The organism is Pseudoalteromonas sp. PAB 2.2, assembly GCF_001938575.1.
Classification (GTDB): Bacteria; Pseudomonadota; Gammaproteobacteria; order Enterobacterales; family Alteromonadaceae; genus Pseudoalteromonas; species Pseudoalteromonas lipolytica.
On record NZ_LYPI01000015.1, the window covers coordinates 101,823 to 117,698 of the forward strand.

At 42.9% G+C, this 15,876-nt stretch carries 21 protein-coding genes; 5 read left to right on the top strand and 16 right to left on the bottom strand.

Annotated elements, in window-relative coordinates; all coding sequences use genetic code 11:
- Nucleotides 1-63: 63 nt before the first annotated feature.
- The 13 genes from BWD47_RS14415 to rpsJ form a co-directional block, all read right to left on the bottom strand.
- Complete coding sequence (locus BWD47_RS14415; RefSeq protein WP_075594184.1) at nucleotides 64-360, bottom strand: hypothetical protein; 297 nt, start codon at nucleotides 358-360, stop codon at nucleotides 64-66.
- Nucleotides 361-424: 64 nt separating this feature from the next.
- Complete coding sequence (locus tag BWD47_RS14420) at nucleotides 425-1,180, bottom strand: hypothetical protein (RefSeq protein WP_036974204.1); 756 nt, start codon at nucleotides 1,178-1,180, stop codon at nucleotides 425-427.
- Between the two features lie 523 nt (nucleotides 1,181-1,703).
- A complete protein-coding gene (gene rpsQ / locus BWD47_RS14425) occupies nucleotides 1,704-1,961 on the bottom strand; it encodes a 30S ribosomal protein S17 (protein ID WP_036974206.1) in 258 nt (85 codons plus the stop codon).
- Complete coding sequence (rpmC, locus tag BWD47_RS14430; RefSeq protein ID WP_004588692.1) at nucleotides 1,961-2,152, bottom strand: 50S ribosomal protein L29; 192 nt, start codon at nucleotides 2,150-2,152, stop codon at nucleotides 1,961-1,963. Before rpmC ends, rpsQ begins: the two co-directional genes overlap by 1 nt.
- Nucleotides 2,152-2,565: a 50S ribosomal protein L16 gene (rplP, locus tag BWD47_RS14435; protein ID WP_036974208.1), complete on the bottom strand. Its 414-nt coding sequence runs from the start codon at nucleotides 2,563-2,565 to the stop codon at nucleotides 2,152-2,154. The genes rpmC and rplP overlap by 1 nt, the downstream gene beginning before the upstream one ends.
- Before the next feature lie 12 nt (nucleotides 2,566-2,577).
- The gene (gene rpsC / locus BWD47_RS14440; RefSeq protein ID WP_036974210.1) at nucleotides 2,578-3,279 is read right to left on the bottom strand and encodes a 30S ribosomal protein S3; all 702 of its coding nucleotides are present in this window, start codon (nucleotides 3,277-3,279) and stop codon (nucleotides 2,578-2,580) included.
- An 11-nt stretch (nucleotides 3,280-3,290) separates the two neighbouring features.
- Complete coding sequence (gene rplV / locus BWD47_RS14445) at nucleotides 3,291-3,623, bottom strand: 50S ribosomal protein L22 (protein WP_004588690.1); 333 nt, start codon at nucleotides 3,621-3,623, stop codon at nucleotides 3,291-3,293.
- A 14-nt stretch (nucleotides 3,624-3,637) separates the two neighbouring features.
- Nucleotides 3,638-3,916 (bottom strand): 30S ribosomal protein S19, encoded by a 279-nt coding sequence (rpsS, locus tag BWD47_RS14450; RefSeq protein ID WP_010376377.1) that lies wholly within the window; start codon nucleotides 3,914-3,916, stop codon nucleotides 3,638-3,640.
- A gap of 16 nt (nucleotides 3,917-3,932) precedes the next feature.
- Nucleotides 3,933-4,757, bottom strand: coding sequence for a 50S ribosomal protein L2 (gene rplB / locus BWD47_RS14455; RefSeq protein ID WP_036974212.1), 825 nt, complete (start codon nucleotides 4,755-4,757; stop codon nucleotides 3,933-3,935).
- 17 nt (nucleotides 4,758-4,774) lie between these two features.
- Nucleotides 4,775-5,077: a 50S ribosomal protein L23 gene (rplW, locus tag BWD47_RS14460; protein ID WP_036974214.1), complete on the bottom strand. Its 303-nt coding sequence runs from the start codon at nucleotides 5,075-5,077 to the stop codon at nucleotides 4,775-4,777.
- Entirely contained in the window at nucleotides 5,074-5,679 is a 606-nt protein-coding gene (gene rplD, locus BWD47_RS14465; RefSeq protein WP_036974217.1) for a 50S ribosomal protein L4, read from the bottom strand. The genes rplW and rplD overlap by 4 nt, the downstream gene beginning before the upstream one ends.
- Before the next feature lie 17 nt (nucleotides 5,680-5,696).
- Nucleotides 5,697-6,332, bottom strand: a complete 636-nt coding sequence (gene rplC, locus BWD47_RS14470) for a 50S ribosomal protein L3 (protein ID WP_036974218.1) — start codon at nucleotides 6,330-6,332, stop codon at nucleotides 5,697-5,699.
- A gap of 27 nt (nucleotides 6,333-6,359) precedes the next feature.
- Nucleotides 6,360-6,671, bottom strand: a complete 312-nt coding sequence (rpsJ, locus tag BWD47_RS14475; RefSeq protein ID WP_002957900.1) for a 30S ribosomal protein S10 — start codon at nucleotides 6,669-6,671, stop codon at nucleotides 6,360-6,362.
- Between the two features lie 419 nt (nucleotides 6,672-7,090).
- Here rpsJ and plsB point away from each other — a divergent pair, with 419 nt between their 5' ends.
- On the top strand, nucleotides 7,091-9,541 hold the full coding sequence (plsB, locus tag BWD47_RS14480; protein ID WP_075594185.1) for a glycerol-3-phosphate 1-O-acyltransferase PlsB: 2,451 nt from the start codon (nucleotides 7,091-7,093) through the stop codon (nucleotides 9,539-9,541).
- Here the strand turns inward: plsB and tesB are convergent.
- Complete coding sequence (gene tesB, locus BWD47_RS14485; protein WP_036974222.1) at nucleotides 9,538-10,395, bottom strand: acyl-CoA thioesterase II; 858 nt, start codon at nucleotides 10,393-10,395, stop codon at nucleotides 9,538-9,540. The genes plsB and tesB overlap by 4 nt on opposite strands.
- A gap of 79 nt (nucleotides 10,396-10,474) precedes the next feature.
- Here tesB and BWD47_RS14490 point away from each other — a divergent pair, with 79 nt between their 5' ends.
- Together BWD47_RS14490 and BWD47_RS14495 are read left to right on the top strand one after the other, a co-directional pair.
- The gene (locus BWD47_RS14490) at nucleotides 10,475-10,936 is read left to right on the top strand and encodes an EVE domain-containing protein (RefSeq protein WP_075594186.1); all 462 of its coding nucleotides are present in this window, start codon (nucleotides 10,475-10,477) and stop codon (nucleotides 10,934-10,936) included.
- Between the two features lie 85 nt (nucleotides 10,937-11,021).
- On the top strand, nucleotides 11,022-12,053 hold the full coding sequence (locus BWD47_RS14495) for a cytosolic protein (RefSeq protein WP_075594187.1): 1,032 nt from the start codon (nucleotides 11,022-11,024) through the stop codon (nucleotides 12,051-12,053).
- 1 nt (nucleotide 12,054) lies between these two features.
- Here BWD47_RS14495 and BWD47_RS14500 read toward each other — a convergent pair whose 3' ends face one another.
- Both BWD47_RS14500 and BWD47_RS14505 read right to left on the bottom strand, forming a co-directional pair.
- Nucleotides 12,055-12,261, bottom strand: coding sequence for a PLDc N-terminal domain-containing protein (locus tag BWD47_RS14500; RefSeq protein ID WP_036974228.1), 207 nt, complete (start codon nucleotides 12,259-12,261; stop codon nucleotides 12,055-12,057).
- On the bottom strand, nucleotides 12,261-13,328 hold the full coding sequence (locus BWD47_RS14505) for a potassium channel family protein (RefSeq protein ID WP_036974230.1): 1,068 nt from the start codon (nucleotides 13,326-13,328) through the stop codon (nucleotides 12,261-12,263). Before BWD47_RS14505 ends, BWD47_RS14500 begins: the two co-directional genes overlap by 1 nt.
- 146 nt (nucleotides 13,329-13,474) lie before the next feature.
- Here BWD47_RS14505 and BWD47_RS14510 point away from each other — a divergent pair, with 146 nt between their 5' ends.
- Both BWD47_RS14510 and BWD47_RS14515 read left to right on the top strand, forming a co-directional pair.
- A complete protein-coding gene (locus tag BWD47_RS14510) occupies nucleotides 13,475-14,425 on the top strand; it encodes a chemotaxis protein CheV (RefSeq protein ID WP_075594188.1) in 951 nt (316 codons plus the stop codon).
- Nucleotides 14,426-14,532: 107 nt separating this feature from the next.
- Nucleotides 14,533-15,846: a short-chain fatty acid transporter gene (locus tag BWD47_RS14515; protein ID WP_036974234.1), complete on the top strand. Its 1,314-nt coding sequence runs from the start codon at nucleotides 14,533-14,535 to the stop codon at nucleotides 15,844-15,846.
- Nucleotides 15,847-15,876: the final 30 nt, after the last annotated feature.

Genomic DNA, 15,876 nt, shown 5'->3' on the forward strand with positions numbered 1-15,876 from the left:
ACTCCATGTTATTCCTTAAAACAGTGTTATTTCACGCCAGCAACATGACCAGTTAATGACAGCTCACGCTAAATGTAATGTATATGCTAAACGTGTGTGTTCAATAAACAGTACATCATGTCGTTGCCGCTCAACACGGATACGGTAACCAAGATGATGTAACACCTGTTTTAATAAAGCTTGATGCTGCTGCGGTGTTGAATAATGAGAAATATCGAGTGCAACTAACAATGCCTCAGCGTAATGAGATGCTGATAAAAGAGACCGAAAAATACGGTTCTGTACGTCGATGATTTGTGTGACTGAGGTGTTGTAGCAATTAATTTGTAGACTTAACAGGTAGTTTTCGAGTGCATTCATAGCAACGTCCTTCTAAAAAACGCCACTTTAAAAGCTCAACTTTAGTTGAGGTAAAGAACTTTATTTATTTTTTGCTCCACTTATTCATAATCTCCTTGAACAACGCCGCTTCTTTATCTTCACAGGGTCTGGGTGAACCACTCGGTACGCCTGATTTACCGAACACTGAATTAAAGTCAATGCCATAACACTGTCCATTCAGCATCTCGATGCGTCGACTACCATCACCATTTTCCCATAATACCGTGGCTTCGCTTGAAATTGAGTACTCTTTAGGGCTCGTTATTCGTACTCCACTCGCATTGTTTGTTGCTGAGTGTAAATTTCCTGTCGCGTGCGCGGTCGACTGGTTGTACTCAACATCCATGTTAGGTAATGGCGCATAAGGATTAAGCTTTTTAAATGGCCTTGGTGATACCTCTGATGCAACGATTTCAGGCTCTTTTGTTGGCGTAGCGACTGTTGACGCATTGGTCATTGTCCTTCCTCTGGAATTTGTTTGAGCAGCCAGACTTAAAGTACTTTCATTCATAGCTGCGTAACTCGGCTGTTCAGCAACTTCTGAAGCAGTGTCCTCTGATTTTGGTTCTGTCGCAGAACCTAATTGGCTACTCTTAGCTTTTTCTTCGGGCGTTTTTTCTACATCTATATTTAAACGAGGTAAGGTCGTGAGATCAACGGTAACATAGGCTTGCATCACACCTTTAGGTTCAAGCCAAGGCGCAACAATGACACGCTGAGCATGTTTAGCAAATATAAGCAGTATGAGAACATGAAGTGTAATCGAAAACACCCATGCTTTATAACGTCCCTTTAACACCAACACTCCTTGTTTTTTATTCTAAGAGTATTTAATAACCCAATAAGTTCATTGTTAACTCGTAAGGGGTTAGCTCCCGTTTAACTGGTCGCAATTCGCTTAATTAAGTGGTCTATGTTGAGGTGCAAAACGTGTCGGTGGCAAGGCACTAATTTGGCTATTGAATTGTGCTAAATGAACAAAGTATAACGCTATGAACGTCAGGTTTAGTGTTTTAAATGAGTAATACCATTCCTTGATAACAAGGCAAAAATTTAGTTATTTAGTTGTTCTCGACAATTGATCCTGCATTTCCCCCTACCTCCATGCAGTCGTAAATCAGACATTTATAACGTAAGTAGCAACAGGTTTAATCACTCAAAATGAGTAAGTATTATTGCGGGTTGGTATCAGTGTTATTTCAGGTGGGTATACCCCCTACTCGCTGAGCTAACGACTCACGTCACAAAGCAGTGAAGGTTGTTTTAAATACAAAAAACCCCAGCAAAGCCGGGGTTTTTTAGTAAGTAAACTTAATTAAAAATTAAGCTTGCTTTGGACGCTCAACAACGTCTACTAAAGTCCAAGACTTAGTCTTAGAAATAGGAGCACACTCACGGATAGTAACTACGTCACCAGCTTGAGCTGTATTGTTTTCGTCATGTACGTGTAACTTAGTCGTACGTTTGATGAATTTCCCATAGATTGGGTGCTTCACGTAACGTGCGATAGCAACAGTGAAAGATTTATCCATCTTGTCGCTGATTACACGGCCTTGAAGAGTACGGATTTTATCGCTCATTATTGACCTGCCTTCTGGTTAATAATTGTTTTTACACGCGCGATATCGCGACGTACTGTTCTTAGCGTGTGTGTTTGAGCTAACTGACCAGTGCTTGCTTGCATGCGCAGGTTGAACTGCTCACGAAGAAGTCCTAGAAGTTCAGCATTTAGCTCTTCTACGCTTTTGTCTTTTAGTTCGCTAGCTTTCATTACATCACCGTCCGAGTTACGAAAGTTGTTGTGAATGGTAATTTACGTGCTGCAAGGTTGAACGCTTCACGAGCAAGCTCTTCAGAAACACCTTCCATTTCGTAAAGTACTTTACCAGGTTGAATTTCAGCAACCCAATACTCAACAGAACCTTTACCTTTACCCATACGAACTTCTAATGGCTTGTTCGTAATTGGCTTATCTGGGAATACACGAATCCAGATTTTACCTTGACGCTTTACGTGACGTGTCATAGCACGACGAGCTGCTTCGATTTGACGAGCAGTCATACGGCCACGACCAGTAGCTTTCAAACCGAAAGTACCGAAGCTTACTTTGTTACCGTTTTGCGCTAAACCACGGTTGCGGCCTTTGTGCATTTTACGGAATTTTGTACGTTTTGGCTGTAACATTACTCGCTACCTCTACTTAGCACTTTTTTTGGCTTTCTTTGGCGCGCGTTTAGCTGGCTTCTCTTGCTCTTGTACTAGTGGTAAACCACCAATAACTTCGCCTTTGAAGATCCAAACTTTAACACCAATGATACCATAAGTGGTTAAGGCTTCAGAAGTTGCGTAGTCGATATCAGCACGAAGAGTATGTAGAGGTACACGACCTTCACGATACCATTCTGAACGTGCGATCTCAGCACCGCCAAGACGACCGCTAACTTCAACTTTGATACCTTTTGCACCAATACGCATTGCGTTTTGTACCGAACGCTTCATAGCGCGACGGAACATAACACGACGCTCTAGTTGTGACGCAATACCGTCAGCTACTAGTTGTGCATCAAGTTCAGGCTTACGAACTTCAGAAATATTGATCTGAGCCGGAACACCTGCAATCTTAGTTACTGCTTGACGTAGTTTTTCAACGTCTTCGCCTTTTTTACCGATAACAACACCAGGACGAGCTGTGTGAATTGTTACACGGATAGATTTTGCTGGACGCTCAATAACGATTTTAGACACAGAAGCCGCTTTTAATTCCTTAGTAAGGAATGTACGTACTTTGTGATCGCCAAAAAGCTGATCAGAGAAATCTTTTGAATTCGCGTACCAGGTAGAAACCCAAGGTTTAGAGATACCTAGGCGAATACCAGTAGGATGAACTTTTTGTCCCATTACTTATACTCCTAGCTATCTGAAACCACAACAGTGATGTGGCTTGTACGCTTAAGGATGCGGTCTGCGCGTCCTTTAGCACGTGGCATAATACGCTTCATTGTTGGACCATCGTCCACAAAGATCGTAGTTACACGAAGCTCATCAATGTCAGCACCTTCGTTATGCTCTGCGTTAGCAATAGCAGACTCAAGTACTTTCTTAACTAATACAGCCGCTTTTTTAGGGCTGTACGCCAGGATTTCTAGAGCGCGATCAACCGGAAGTCCGCGGATCTGATCTGCAACTAGACGTGCTTTTTGCGCCGAACCAGAGGCGAATTTATGTTTAGCTAATGCTTGCATTTATCATTCTCCTCTTAACGTTTCTTCGCTTTCTTATCCGCAGCGTGACCGCGGTAAGTGCGAGTTGGTGCAAATTCACCTAGTTTGTGACCGATCATTTCGTCTGTGATAAACACAGGAACGTGCTGACGACCATTATGGACAGCGATGGTCAATCCGATCATGTTAGGTATGATCATTGAACGACGGCTCCAAGTTTTAATTGGCTTCTTGTCACCGCTTTCCAACGCTTTCTCTACCTTCTTCAGCAAGTGTAGGTCAATAAAAGGACCTTTCTTGAGAGAACGTGGCATGGCTATTCCTCAACTATTATTTAGTACGACGACGTACGATAAATTTATCAGTACGCTTGTTCTTACGTGTCTTAGCACCTTTAGTCGGTTTACCCCATGGAGACACAGGATGACGACCACCAGATGTACGACCTTCACCACCACCGTGCGGGTGATCTACCGGGTTCATGGCAACACCACGAACTGTCGGACGGATACCACGCCAGCGATTTGCACCAGCTTTACCTAGTGAACGAAGCATATGCTCAGCATTGCCTACTTCACCAAGTGTTGCGCGACAGTCAGCTGGAACTTTACGAACTTCGCCAGAACGAAGACGTAGAGTAACGTATTGACCTTCACGTGCAAGGATTTGAACGTATGCACCAGCAGAACGTGCGATTTGAGCACCTTTACCTGGTTTTAATTCTACGTTGTGAACAGTCGAACCTACAGGCATGTTACGCATTGGTAATGTGTTACCAGCTTTGATTGGTGCATCAACACCAGACTGGATTGAATCACCAGCTTTTAAGCCTTTAGGTGCAATAATGTAACGACGCTCACCGTCTGCATATAATACAAGAGCGATGTTTGCGCTACGGTTTGGATCATACTCTAGACGCTCAACAACAGCTGGAATGCCATCTTTAGTGCGTTTAAAGTCGATTACACGGTAATGATGCTTATGACCACCACCGATGTGACGAACCGTGATACGACCTTTGTTATTACGACCACCAGACTTAGAGTTTTTCTCTAGTAGTGGTGCGTAAGGTTTACCCTTATGAAGATCAGGGTTAACCACTTTAACCAGGTGACGACGACCCGCAGAAGTTGGTTTACACTTTTGAAGTGCCATAATTCTAACTCCCCTTATTACTCGGCGCCGCCGACAAAGTCTAGCTCGCTACCTTCTTTAAGAGTAACGTAAGCTTTCTTCCAGTCTGAACGACGACCGAAACGCATGCCAGTACGTTTTGTTTTACCCTTAACGTTTAGTGTGCGAACACCAGTTACTTCTACTTCAAAAAGCTTCTCAACTGCAGCTTGAACTTCAGCTTTAGTTGCATCTTTAGCTACTTTGAAAACAATCGTGTTGTTTTCTTCAGCAGCGATAGTGCTTTTTTCAGAGATATGTGGAGCAAGGATCACTTTTAAAAGACGTTCTTCACGGATCATGCTAGCGCCTCCTCAAGTTGCTTAACAGCAGCAGCTGTAATAAGTACCTTATCGAAAGCGATTAGGCTTACAGGATCGATACCAGCTACATCACGCGTGTCAACCTTGTACAGGTTACGTGCCGATAAGAATAGATTCTCATCTACTTCTTCAGTCACGATAAGAACATCTTTAAGCTCAAGTTCTTTAAGCTTAGCAACTAGTTCTTTAGTTTTTGGTGCTTCAAGACCAAACTGCTCAACAACGATTAAACGCTCTTGACGAACTAATTCAGATAAGATGCTTTTGATCGCACCGCGGTACATTTTACGGTTTACTTTTTGGCTATGATCTTGTGGTTTAGCTGCGAAGCTAACGCCACCTGAACGCCAAATTGGGCTACGGATTGTACCAGCACGTGCACGGCCAGTACCTTTTTGAGCCCATGGTTTTTTACCACCACCGCTTACTTCAGAACGTGTCTTCTGAGCACGAGTACCTTGACGAGCACCTGCTGCGTAAGCAACAACTACTTGGTGTACTAATGCTTCGTTAAACTCACGTCCAAAAGTAGCTTCAGAAACTTCAAGAGCGCCAGAAGCGTCTTTAATTGCTAATTCCATCACTAAATCTCCAGGACTTATGCTTTAACAGCTGGTTTAACGATAACGTCACCGCCGATAGCGCCAGGTACTGCACCTTTAACTAAAAGCAAGTTACGCTCAGCGTCAACGCGAACTAGTTCTAAGTTTTGAGTCGTTACACGCTCAGCACCCATGTGACCGGCCATTTTCTTACCTTTAAACACCTTACCAGGTGATTGGTTTTGACCGATTGAACCAGGAGCACGGTGAGATAGAGAGTTACCGTGAGTCGCGTCTTGCATGCTGAAATTCCAGCGCTTAACACCACCTTGGAAACCTTTACCTTTAGAAGTACCGGTTACGTCAACTTTGTTGATTTCGTTGAATAATTCAACAGTAAGCTCAGCGCCTACTTCAAAATCGCCTTCACCACCATTTAGGCGGAATTCCCACAGACCGCGACCCGCTTCAACACCTGCTTTAGCGAAGTGACCCGCTGCAGCTTTGTTTACACGGCTTGCTTTTTTAGTGCCTGCGGTTACTTGAAGCGCGTTATAACCGTCTGTTGCTTCAGATTTGATCTGAGCAATACGGTTAGGAGTCGCTTCGATAACTGTCACAGGGATAGATACACCATCTTCAGTGAAGATACGTGTCATACCCACTTTACGACCGACTAGACCTAATGCCATTTTCCTAAAACCTCTCTAATCTTCCGATTAACCCAGGCTGATTTGAACATCAACACCAGCAGCAAGATCTAAACGCATAAGCGCGTCAACAGTCTTGTCAGTTGGTTCTACGATGTCGATCAGACGTTTATGGGTGCGGATTTCGTACTGATCACGCGCGTCTTTGTTAACGTGCGGTGAAGTTAGTACAGTAAAACGTTCAAAGCGTGTAGGTAGTGGGATTGGACCACGTACTTGTGCGCCAGTGCGTTTCGCAGTTTCCACGATTTCCGCCGTTGATTGGTCAATCAAACGGTGGTCAAAAGCTTTTAGGCGAATACGAATGCGTTGATTTGACATTCTTAAACCTCAATATAAAGAGCATTTAAAAAGAGCATAAAAAAACGACCGAAACAATCTTACTAACTAAGATGTCGGCTGTTCTCTTATATCTACGTTGAACTCCAAATCGGAGTTCCTGTTTTATTAGCTTGAAATCCAAGCTTAATGTTCCTTCCAAGTTCCCGAGGGAATTTTGAAAGCCTGCGTATTATAGTGAGATTGGTGATAAATGCAACAACTTTTTAGGATTAAAACGAATAAAGTCTGCTTTGTATAATATTTCAGTTAAATTCAGTTAAGCTATGTCTTTGCTTTACTATAGTTAATTTGAATAAACCCAAAAGCCACACTATGGCAATGGTCAGTCCAGTTAATAATTGCTATTCTATGGCGCTTTTTTTGTTTCTATTATTACTCTTAATTACTTTGGTGAGTTAATGCGTATCATTAATCGTTGTTTAAATATCATTTCTGCCGGTATGAACCGCTTATTTGTTAAAAGTAAGGTCTTGCCAGAAAACCCGATTGAGCAATATAACCTAAACCCCGCCAACCCGACCTTTTATATTGTTAGACTCAATGCGCGCTCTGATTTAGCGGCACTCGCACGCGTGTGTAAAAAATACGGCTTACCAAGTCCAACAGAAGAGCAGCTTTTGGGTAATAAAGAGCTTGATCGTTTTATTGGTATTCAAAACCCGCCGCCTCTGTTTGGTAATAAAAGTAAACCCAGTAATGCACTTCACCAAGGCAAACACATTATTGACCACCTAATGCACTCAGGTGAGAAAAACGTACAGGTTATCCCGGTTACTATTTTATGGGGTCGTAACCCAGGAAAAGAAAAGCCAGGTTTAGGTACATTGGTATCACACTCACTTACGCCAAGCTGGTTTCGTAAGTTCTTTGTCATTTTGTTTTCAGGTCGTGACAACTTTATTCGCTTTAGCCAACCGCTCGACTTATCGCTCTTGGTAAACGAAAAAGCCGATGTTGATGAACTGCCACATAAATTGCTACGTGTTGCTCGCGTGCACTTCCGTCGTCAGAAACTGGCAGCTACCGGGCCAAAAATGCCCTCACGTGAGCAGTTGTTTAATTCGCTGCTTGCCTCGCCAACCATCAAAAAAGCCATTCAAGTAGAGGCAAAAGAAAAAAACATTAGCCAAAATGAAGCGCGTCAAAATGCGCTTAAATTATTAGACGAGATCGCTGCTAACTACAGTGACGCGACTATTCGTGTTGCCGATCGTATTTTGACGTGGCTGTGGAATAAGTTGTATAACGGCATCGATATTAAATTTTCTGAGCAAGTCCATGAGCTAACCGACAAAGGCCACGAGATTATCTATATGCCTTGTCACCGCTCGCATATGGATTACTTATTACTGACCTATTCGATTTACCATTTAGGCTTAGTACCGCCGCACATTGCAGCGGGCATCAACTTAAATTTCTTCCCTGCAGGTGGCGTATTCCGCCGCAGTGGTGCATTTTTCATTCGTCGCTCATTCGCGGGCAATAAATTGTACTCCTCTGTATTTAAAGAGTACCTAAGCCAGTTATTCATTAAAGGCTACTCAGTAAAGTTTTATACCGAAGGTGGCCGCAGTCGTACAGGTCGTTTGTTACCACCTAAAACGGGCATGTTAGCAATGACATTGCAAGCGATGCTGCGCGGTATCGATCGCCCTATTTCGATTGTGCCCGTTTACATTGGTTATGAGCACGTAATGGAGATTAATACGTATTTAAAAGAGCTGGCAGGTAACGACAAAAAAGGCGAATCCGTATTAGGGATTTTTAAGGCTATTAAAAACCTTAAAAACTATGGCCGTGGCTACTTAAACTTTGGCGACCCCATTTCGATAAACCAATACCTTAATGAGCAGCAACCTGATTGGCGTGAATCGATCCACCCAACAGATGTACAAAAACCACAATGGTTGGGCCCACAAGTCGCTAATCTTGCAGACAAAGTGATGGTTAATATCAATAGCGCTGCGGCGCTTAATGCGGTGAATTTGTTAGCGATGATCTTACTGGTTAACGATAAACATGCGCTGAGTAAACCCAAACTGATTGCCCAACTTGAGTTCTACTTGCACCTGCAACGTAGTGCAAGCTATAGCGACAAAGTGACCACCCCCAATGAAAGCGCAGAGCAGCTGTTAGAGCATGCATTAAAACTGAATAAATTTGATGTGATCAGCGACGAATTTGGCGAAATCATTGCAATTAACGATAAAGAAAAAACGCTGTTTAACTATTATCGTAATAATGTGTTGCACTTGTTCGCTGTTCCCAGCTTACTGGCACTGCATTTATTTAAAACACACAAAACGACTCTGGCTGATTGCCAAGCCGTGATTACACGCTTTTACCCGCTATTTGCCAAAGAGTGGTTCTTACATGAGTTAGATGAAAACTACATTACTCGCGTTCTTGCCAGCTTTGTTGATCAAGACTTAATTGAAATCGATGGCAATAATATTAAAGTAACAAACAGCAACGACTGCTTAGCAAAACTCGAAATGCTAGGGCGAGCCTTGAGCTTAACCTTGCAGCGTTATGCAATCGTGGTTGGCTTTATTCAAACCAGCAAGGGGATTGAGCGAGAAGAGCTTGAGCACGAAAGCCAAGTATTAGCAGAGCGTTTAGGCACGCTGCATGGCATTAAAACCCCTGAGTTTTTTGATAAAAAAGTACTTATCGGGTTTATTTCAAGCTTACGTGAGCAAAAGTTAATTACCGAAACAGAGCACGGTTTTACCGGTAGTAATGCACTTTGTGAAGTATATATGTATCTAAAAGCATTGCTGCCAGCACGTGTCTGGCAGTCAATTGATGACATAGTGCAAAGCCAAGCTACGCACTCAAAGGATTAGCGCTGGCGCATCACTCCTTCTTGGATCGTTGAGGCAACTAAGTTGCCTTGACGGTCAAAGAACTGGCCTCTCACCAAACCCCGTCCCGAGCTCGCACTTGGGCTATCAATCGAATATAAAATCCAATCATCAAGCCTAAACGGACGATGAAACCACATCGCATGGTCAATTGTCGCCACTTGCATATTAGGTTGCATAAACGACACGCCGTGCGGTTGTAAAGCCGTGGGTAAAAATTCAAAGTCCGATGCATACGCCAATAAATAATTATGAATGCGTTGGTCATCTGGCATCTCGCCATTGGCTTTAAACCAAATGTGCTTAACAGGTTCCATTACCTGAGGTTTAAATGGATTATGAAACGTGACTGGGCGCATTTCAATCGGCACCTCACGAATAAATTTATTGCGGATCACCTCGGGTATATGCTCAGCATTCGCTTGGTAAAATTCAAGCGATGACTTAAGTTCTTCAGGCTGTGGCACATCTGGCATATGGGCTTGATGCGACAGCCCCTCTTCTTCCCCTTGAAATGACGCTGTCATATAAAAAATAGGTTTGCCATATTGAATCGCTTTCACGCGACGCGTACTAAAACTTTTACCATCACGAATATTTTCGACGTCATAAATGATTGGTTTTTCGGCATCACCAGGGCGTAAAAAATAGGAATGCAAAGAATGGACAATGCGCCCTTCTGGTAACGTTTCTTTGGCAGCCGACAAAGCTTGCCCCATAACTTGACCACCGAATACAGCACGAAACCCTAAATCTTGGCTTTGCCCTCGATACAAGCCTTGCTCAATTTCTTCTAACGATAGCAACGACAGTAAATCATCTAATACTTGGCTCATTTATTTATCCTCAATCCCGACAAGCGTTTAATGATACTATAGACTAATTGGAAGTAAATCTTTGTAAGGGCACCTAATTATGGCTTATTGGCTTTTTAAAACCGAACCTGATGCGTTTTCAATCAATGATTTAAAAAACGCGCCAAAGCAAACCTCAATGTGGGATGGTGTACGTAATTATCAAGCCCGTAACTTTATGCGTGATGGCATAAAAGCAGGGGATTTAGTGATGATTTATCACTCAAGCTGTAAACATGTAGGCGTTGCGGGCATTGGCGAAATAACACGTGAAGCCTATGCTGATCCAACGCAATTTGATTTAAGCAGTGACTACTATGATGCGAAGGCCACAGCAGAAAACCCACGTTGGTTTGTCGTTGATGTTACTTATAAAGTGCACCTTAACAAACTAGTGAGCTTACAAGCGATAAAAGCAAATGACGCCATCACTGACATAGCCCTAAAAAAAGGTGGGCGTTTATCAGTCATGCCCGTCACGGAGCATGATTGGCAACAAATAATCGCCATGAGTGAAAGCTAACATATTAAAGTCGCAGCCATTTTTATTAAATGGCTATTTTTGCTATAATGTGTCCCCTTTATTTTAGAGGTACCGTGGGGGATGTATGAAATTATTGTATTGGCTAGATGAATGGACCCAGCTCCCCCATGCAGAACAGCAAAAACAAGTGCCGTTCACGGGCGGCGACTTACTCGGTGATGTGTATGTGAAGTATCATATCATCGACGCCAGCAAACCTCTGCTATTTACCTTTTCTCCTGCGGGGACAAATTATCAAGAACATGACCTTACTGATGATTTCTCACCATGGGCCTACAAGCTCGCAAAAAAGCAAGATGTTAATATCATTGCCTTTCAACATTTAGGTATCAGTAACTGGTTTAGACACCGTAATTTATTATTTTTTATTGAGCAGTTAGCCCCTCTTATTGGCAGCTTTAAAGAACGCTTAGGCTATGGTTTAAGCCGAGGAGGCTTTGCAGTAGGTGCATTTGCTAATTTGTTGAAGCTCGATAAGGTGCTGCTATTTCACCCTGTCAGTACAAAAAATAAAGAAAAAGCGCCATGGGATGACCGTTCAAGTACTGATATCGCACAAAAATTTGATTGGGCAGGTGATTACCACGACGTAGATTTAGGGCAAGCTAAAGGTTACATTATTTATGACCCGACCAATCGAATTGACCGCGCTCACGCTAAACGCTACCCACAATTAACCCATTTACGGGTGTTTGGCATGGGTCACAGTGTTCATGCAACCTATTTAAATAAGTTTGGTTTTTATAAGGATGTGGCGGTGGATTTTATTCGCCATCAACAGGTTGATATTGCCCAGTTTCGCCAACAAACAAAAACCTTGCGCTTTAAAGAAGATTACTACCGACGCTTAAATAAAGCGAATAAAGGCTCTGCACACCGTTTAGCTTTGCTCAGTACCGCACATAATATTTTGATTGATGAAAAGGCTGAGCATCTCCAAGAGCAAAAGGAGGCTGTTGATGTACAGCCTCTGATTGATATAGCCATTAAGCACCAAGAGGCGCACCCTAAAGACGCGATAAAGTTACTCGAAGTCGCTCAGCAACTGTCGCCAGATGATCCATTGATTGAACATAAATTAAAGCAACTCAAGTAATCTAGCTTTTACCTTTACGGTGCTTTTTGACGTGCCCATGCTTGGGCACAATGGTCAGATACATAATCAAACCAAGCCATGAGAAAAAGATGATACCGATCAACCAGGCGTTCTTTTCGTGACCTTGCGTGCGCTTACTATTGAGTACAATGACCACAGGTAAAATGTAGGCACTGAGAACAATAATTAAAAACGCGACTTCATTCATTATTTCACCAAGGCCGGCCAATCAACTTCGTTGCTTAACACACGCTCAACAGCAATATAATGTAAAATATCGCCTTCACTAACGACATAGTCAAGCGGCGGATTTAAATCCATATCTTGCGCACTAAGATTATGGGCAACGCCCAATAAAATAGCGTCATGACTTTGCTTAAAATGATGAAATAAATTACCAAATGTCATTGCTTGCACTCCCTTAGGAATTGGCAAACTGAACTGTGTATCACCATGTAAGGTTGATAATAGCTCTTCCTGAACACGGCTTGAGCCAGGGTCTTGCATAGAGCGTACAAGTATTTCAGCCGATTTTGCACTGCTGCACTCGACATTATGGCAATGCTCTAGCAACATTTCGATTTTTGTTTCATCATCAAAATGCGCGCTGATATGGCAGTGTTCATTCACTAATTTGCTGATACGTAACGCTGTAGTAAACGTTTGGTCGTCATCTTGACCATCTATAATAATTTTATCTGCGCGTTCAATCGCCACTCGTTTTAGCTCGTCAATGTCGGTAAAGCTGCTTAAACGGGCAAAATCGACGTGCGGGTTGGCTAAAAATGGATGCTCCATTTGCTCTGTCACAGCGAGCAGAATACGACGATCTAAACGTTTTTGATCTGCTAAAATATAGTCAATCATCTTTTTAGTCCGCGTGTCATGCCAGCCAAAAATAATGATGTGATTGTTAATATGTGCGAAGCTTTTATCACCCGTCATAGCGCGCCTAATTAAGTAAGTTACTGTTTGCCCTGTTTTTCCTAACAGAACGCCAAATAATGCTAAACCAAATGGTATTTGTAATATTGCAACAATCCAACGTCCCAATTCTGTACTGGCGCTAAAGTCGCCATAGCCTACCGTTGACGTTGTCACAACATAATAATAAAAATAGGTGCTAAGTGGTGTTAAGGCCTGCTCGCCAACAAGCACAAGTAACCACCAAATAAGTAGCATGTGCAATAGGGTTGTTATTACCACAGCTTGCCAACTCACTTGGTCAATATGGCTGCGAATAATCACCACTAAACGATTAAATAGATGATGCATAATCCTTGCAAATAGTCGTAGAGGAATTTATCCGATACGGTACTTTAATGCTTAGCCTTTGGCAACTGATGGAAAATTACTAATGCGTAACAATGAAAATTAATAGTAGACTATACTTTCTCTGTATTTAGTATTTAGGGTGATATATGTCTGGTGTTTTAGCCTCAGTCGACAAACGCACGCAACTGGTCGGTGAAAACCGTTTAGAGCTATTGCTTTTTTACCTGCATAGCCGCCATCTATTTGCCCTCAATGTTTTTAAAGTCAAAGAAGTGGTAAAAATACCACATATAAGCAAAGTCCCCCACGCCCACCCTAAGGTTGCTGGCGTGGTCGATATTCGTGGCGAATCCATCCCCGTGATTGATTTACGCAAGGCGATTTGTATGCCTGATGCACAGCATATCGAAGATACCAACCTTGTAATTACTGAATACAACCGAACGGTGCAAGGCTTTTTGATTGGGAAGGTCGATCAAATCATCAACATGACATGGTCTGACATCATGCCACCGCCAACGGCGATTGGTAAAAATCACTACTTAACCGCACTCACTAAAATCAAACGCGATGGCCAAGAACACTTAGTGGAGATCATTGATGTTGAAAAAGTACTCGCTGAAATCATCGAATACGAAGTCAATATTTCTGACGACATTTTAGATAAAAGCATCGTTAATGAGTTTGCTGGTCGTAAAATACTGCATGCTGATGACTCTCCCACAGCCCGCAAACAAGTGAGTGACACGCTCTCTCAACTTGGTATTGAAATTATCCCTGCACGTAACGGACTTGAAGCACTTAACATGCTGAAGAGGTGGGCAGATGAAGGCAAAGATGTTGAAAAAGAACTGCTGATGGTGATCACCGATGCAGAAATGCCCGCGATGGACGGTTACCGCCTTACACACGAAATTCGTAACGATAATCGTCTTAAAAACTTACACATTGTATTGAACACTTCACTCAGTGGTAGCTTTAATCAGGCGATGGTCGAAAAAGTCGGCTGTAATGCCTTTTTATCAAAGTTTCAGCCCATTTTACTGGTTGAAGAAGTGCAGGCACGACTAAAAGCGGTACTCGAACAGCAACCGTAACACTGCTTTTTCTAATACACCGAATACAGTCTCCTCGGTATCAATTTGCCAATTAGCTTCATTCATGATTAATTGGCACTATCGATTCAACGACAACAATAAAAACTATGCTAAATCGCGTTGCTAAACCATTTACCAAGCTGGTTGAACGTTATCTACCAGATCCATTTATTTTCGTCATTTTATTAACCTTGCTGAGCTTTATTGTGGCCAGTATTTTTACCCCCTCGTCCCCGGTGCAAGTATTAGCTGCGTGGGGAGGTGGTTTTTGGAACTTATTGCAATTTGCCATGCAAATGCTGCTGGTCTTGCTAACAGGTTATATGCTGGCAAGTACCCCTGTTATGCGACACCTGTTAACCACGCTTGCGACGCTCGCGAATACCCCCGCTAAAGCAATCATACTAGTGACGTTAGTTTCTTTATTGGCAAGTTGGATAAACTGGGGATTTGGCTTGGTTATAGGGGCTTTATTTGCCAAAGCGATTGCCAAACAAACCCGGGTAGATTACCGACTACTGGTTGCCAGCGCTTATTCAGGCTTTATTGTCTGGCATGGTGGTTTAGCGGGTTCAGTACCGCTAACTATCGCCACCGATGGGCACTTTTCGGAACAAAGTATTGGGGTAATTGGCACTGAAAACACCGTCTTCGCAGGCTTTAATATTGCGATTGTGCTGGGTTTATTTATTATTATGCCATTGGTTAATCGCTACATGTTGCCAAACGAGAAAGACAGTGTGTATGTTGACCCAGCAAAACTTAACGATGAGCCCACGGCATCAGTAAAACCCACTCGCCCAGCCGAAGTGATTGAGCATAGTCGTATATTAGGTATCGGTATTGGCCTTGTTGGTCTTGGCTATCTATTTTATTACTTTGTGCTCAGTGGCGGTGGCTTAAACTTAAATAGTGTCATCGCTATTTTCCTGTTCAGCGCTATTTTACTGCATCAAACACCTCATAATTTACTGCAAAGCTTACAACAGGCGATCCCGAGTGGCGCAGGCATCGTGATTCAATTTCCATTTTATGCAGGGATTATGGCCATCATGGTCAAAACAGGACTTGCCCAACAAATATCTGAAGGGTTTATTGCCATTGCAACCACCGAATCACTGCCCTTTTGGAGCTTTTTAAGTGCGGGGTTTGTAAATATTTTTGTGCCATCTGGTGGAGGTCAATGGGCCGTTCAGGCACCAATCGTGATCCCGGCAGCACACGCACTCGGTGCCGACATACCTCGTGTAGCGATGGCCGTTGCGTGGGGTGATGCGTGGACTAACCTGATACAACCCTTTTGGGCACTCCCTGTGCTTGCCATTGCAGGCCTAAAAGCCAAAGACATCATGGGCTTTTGCTTGGTGCAACTGATCATCACGGGTGTGTTTATTTCGTTAATGTTGAGTTTTTATCCTTAAAAAGCAAAGCAGGAAGTGTAAAAACACTTC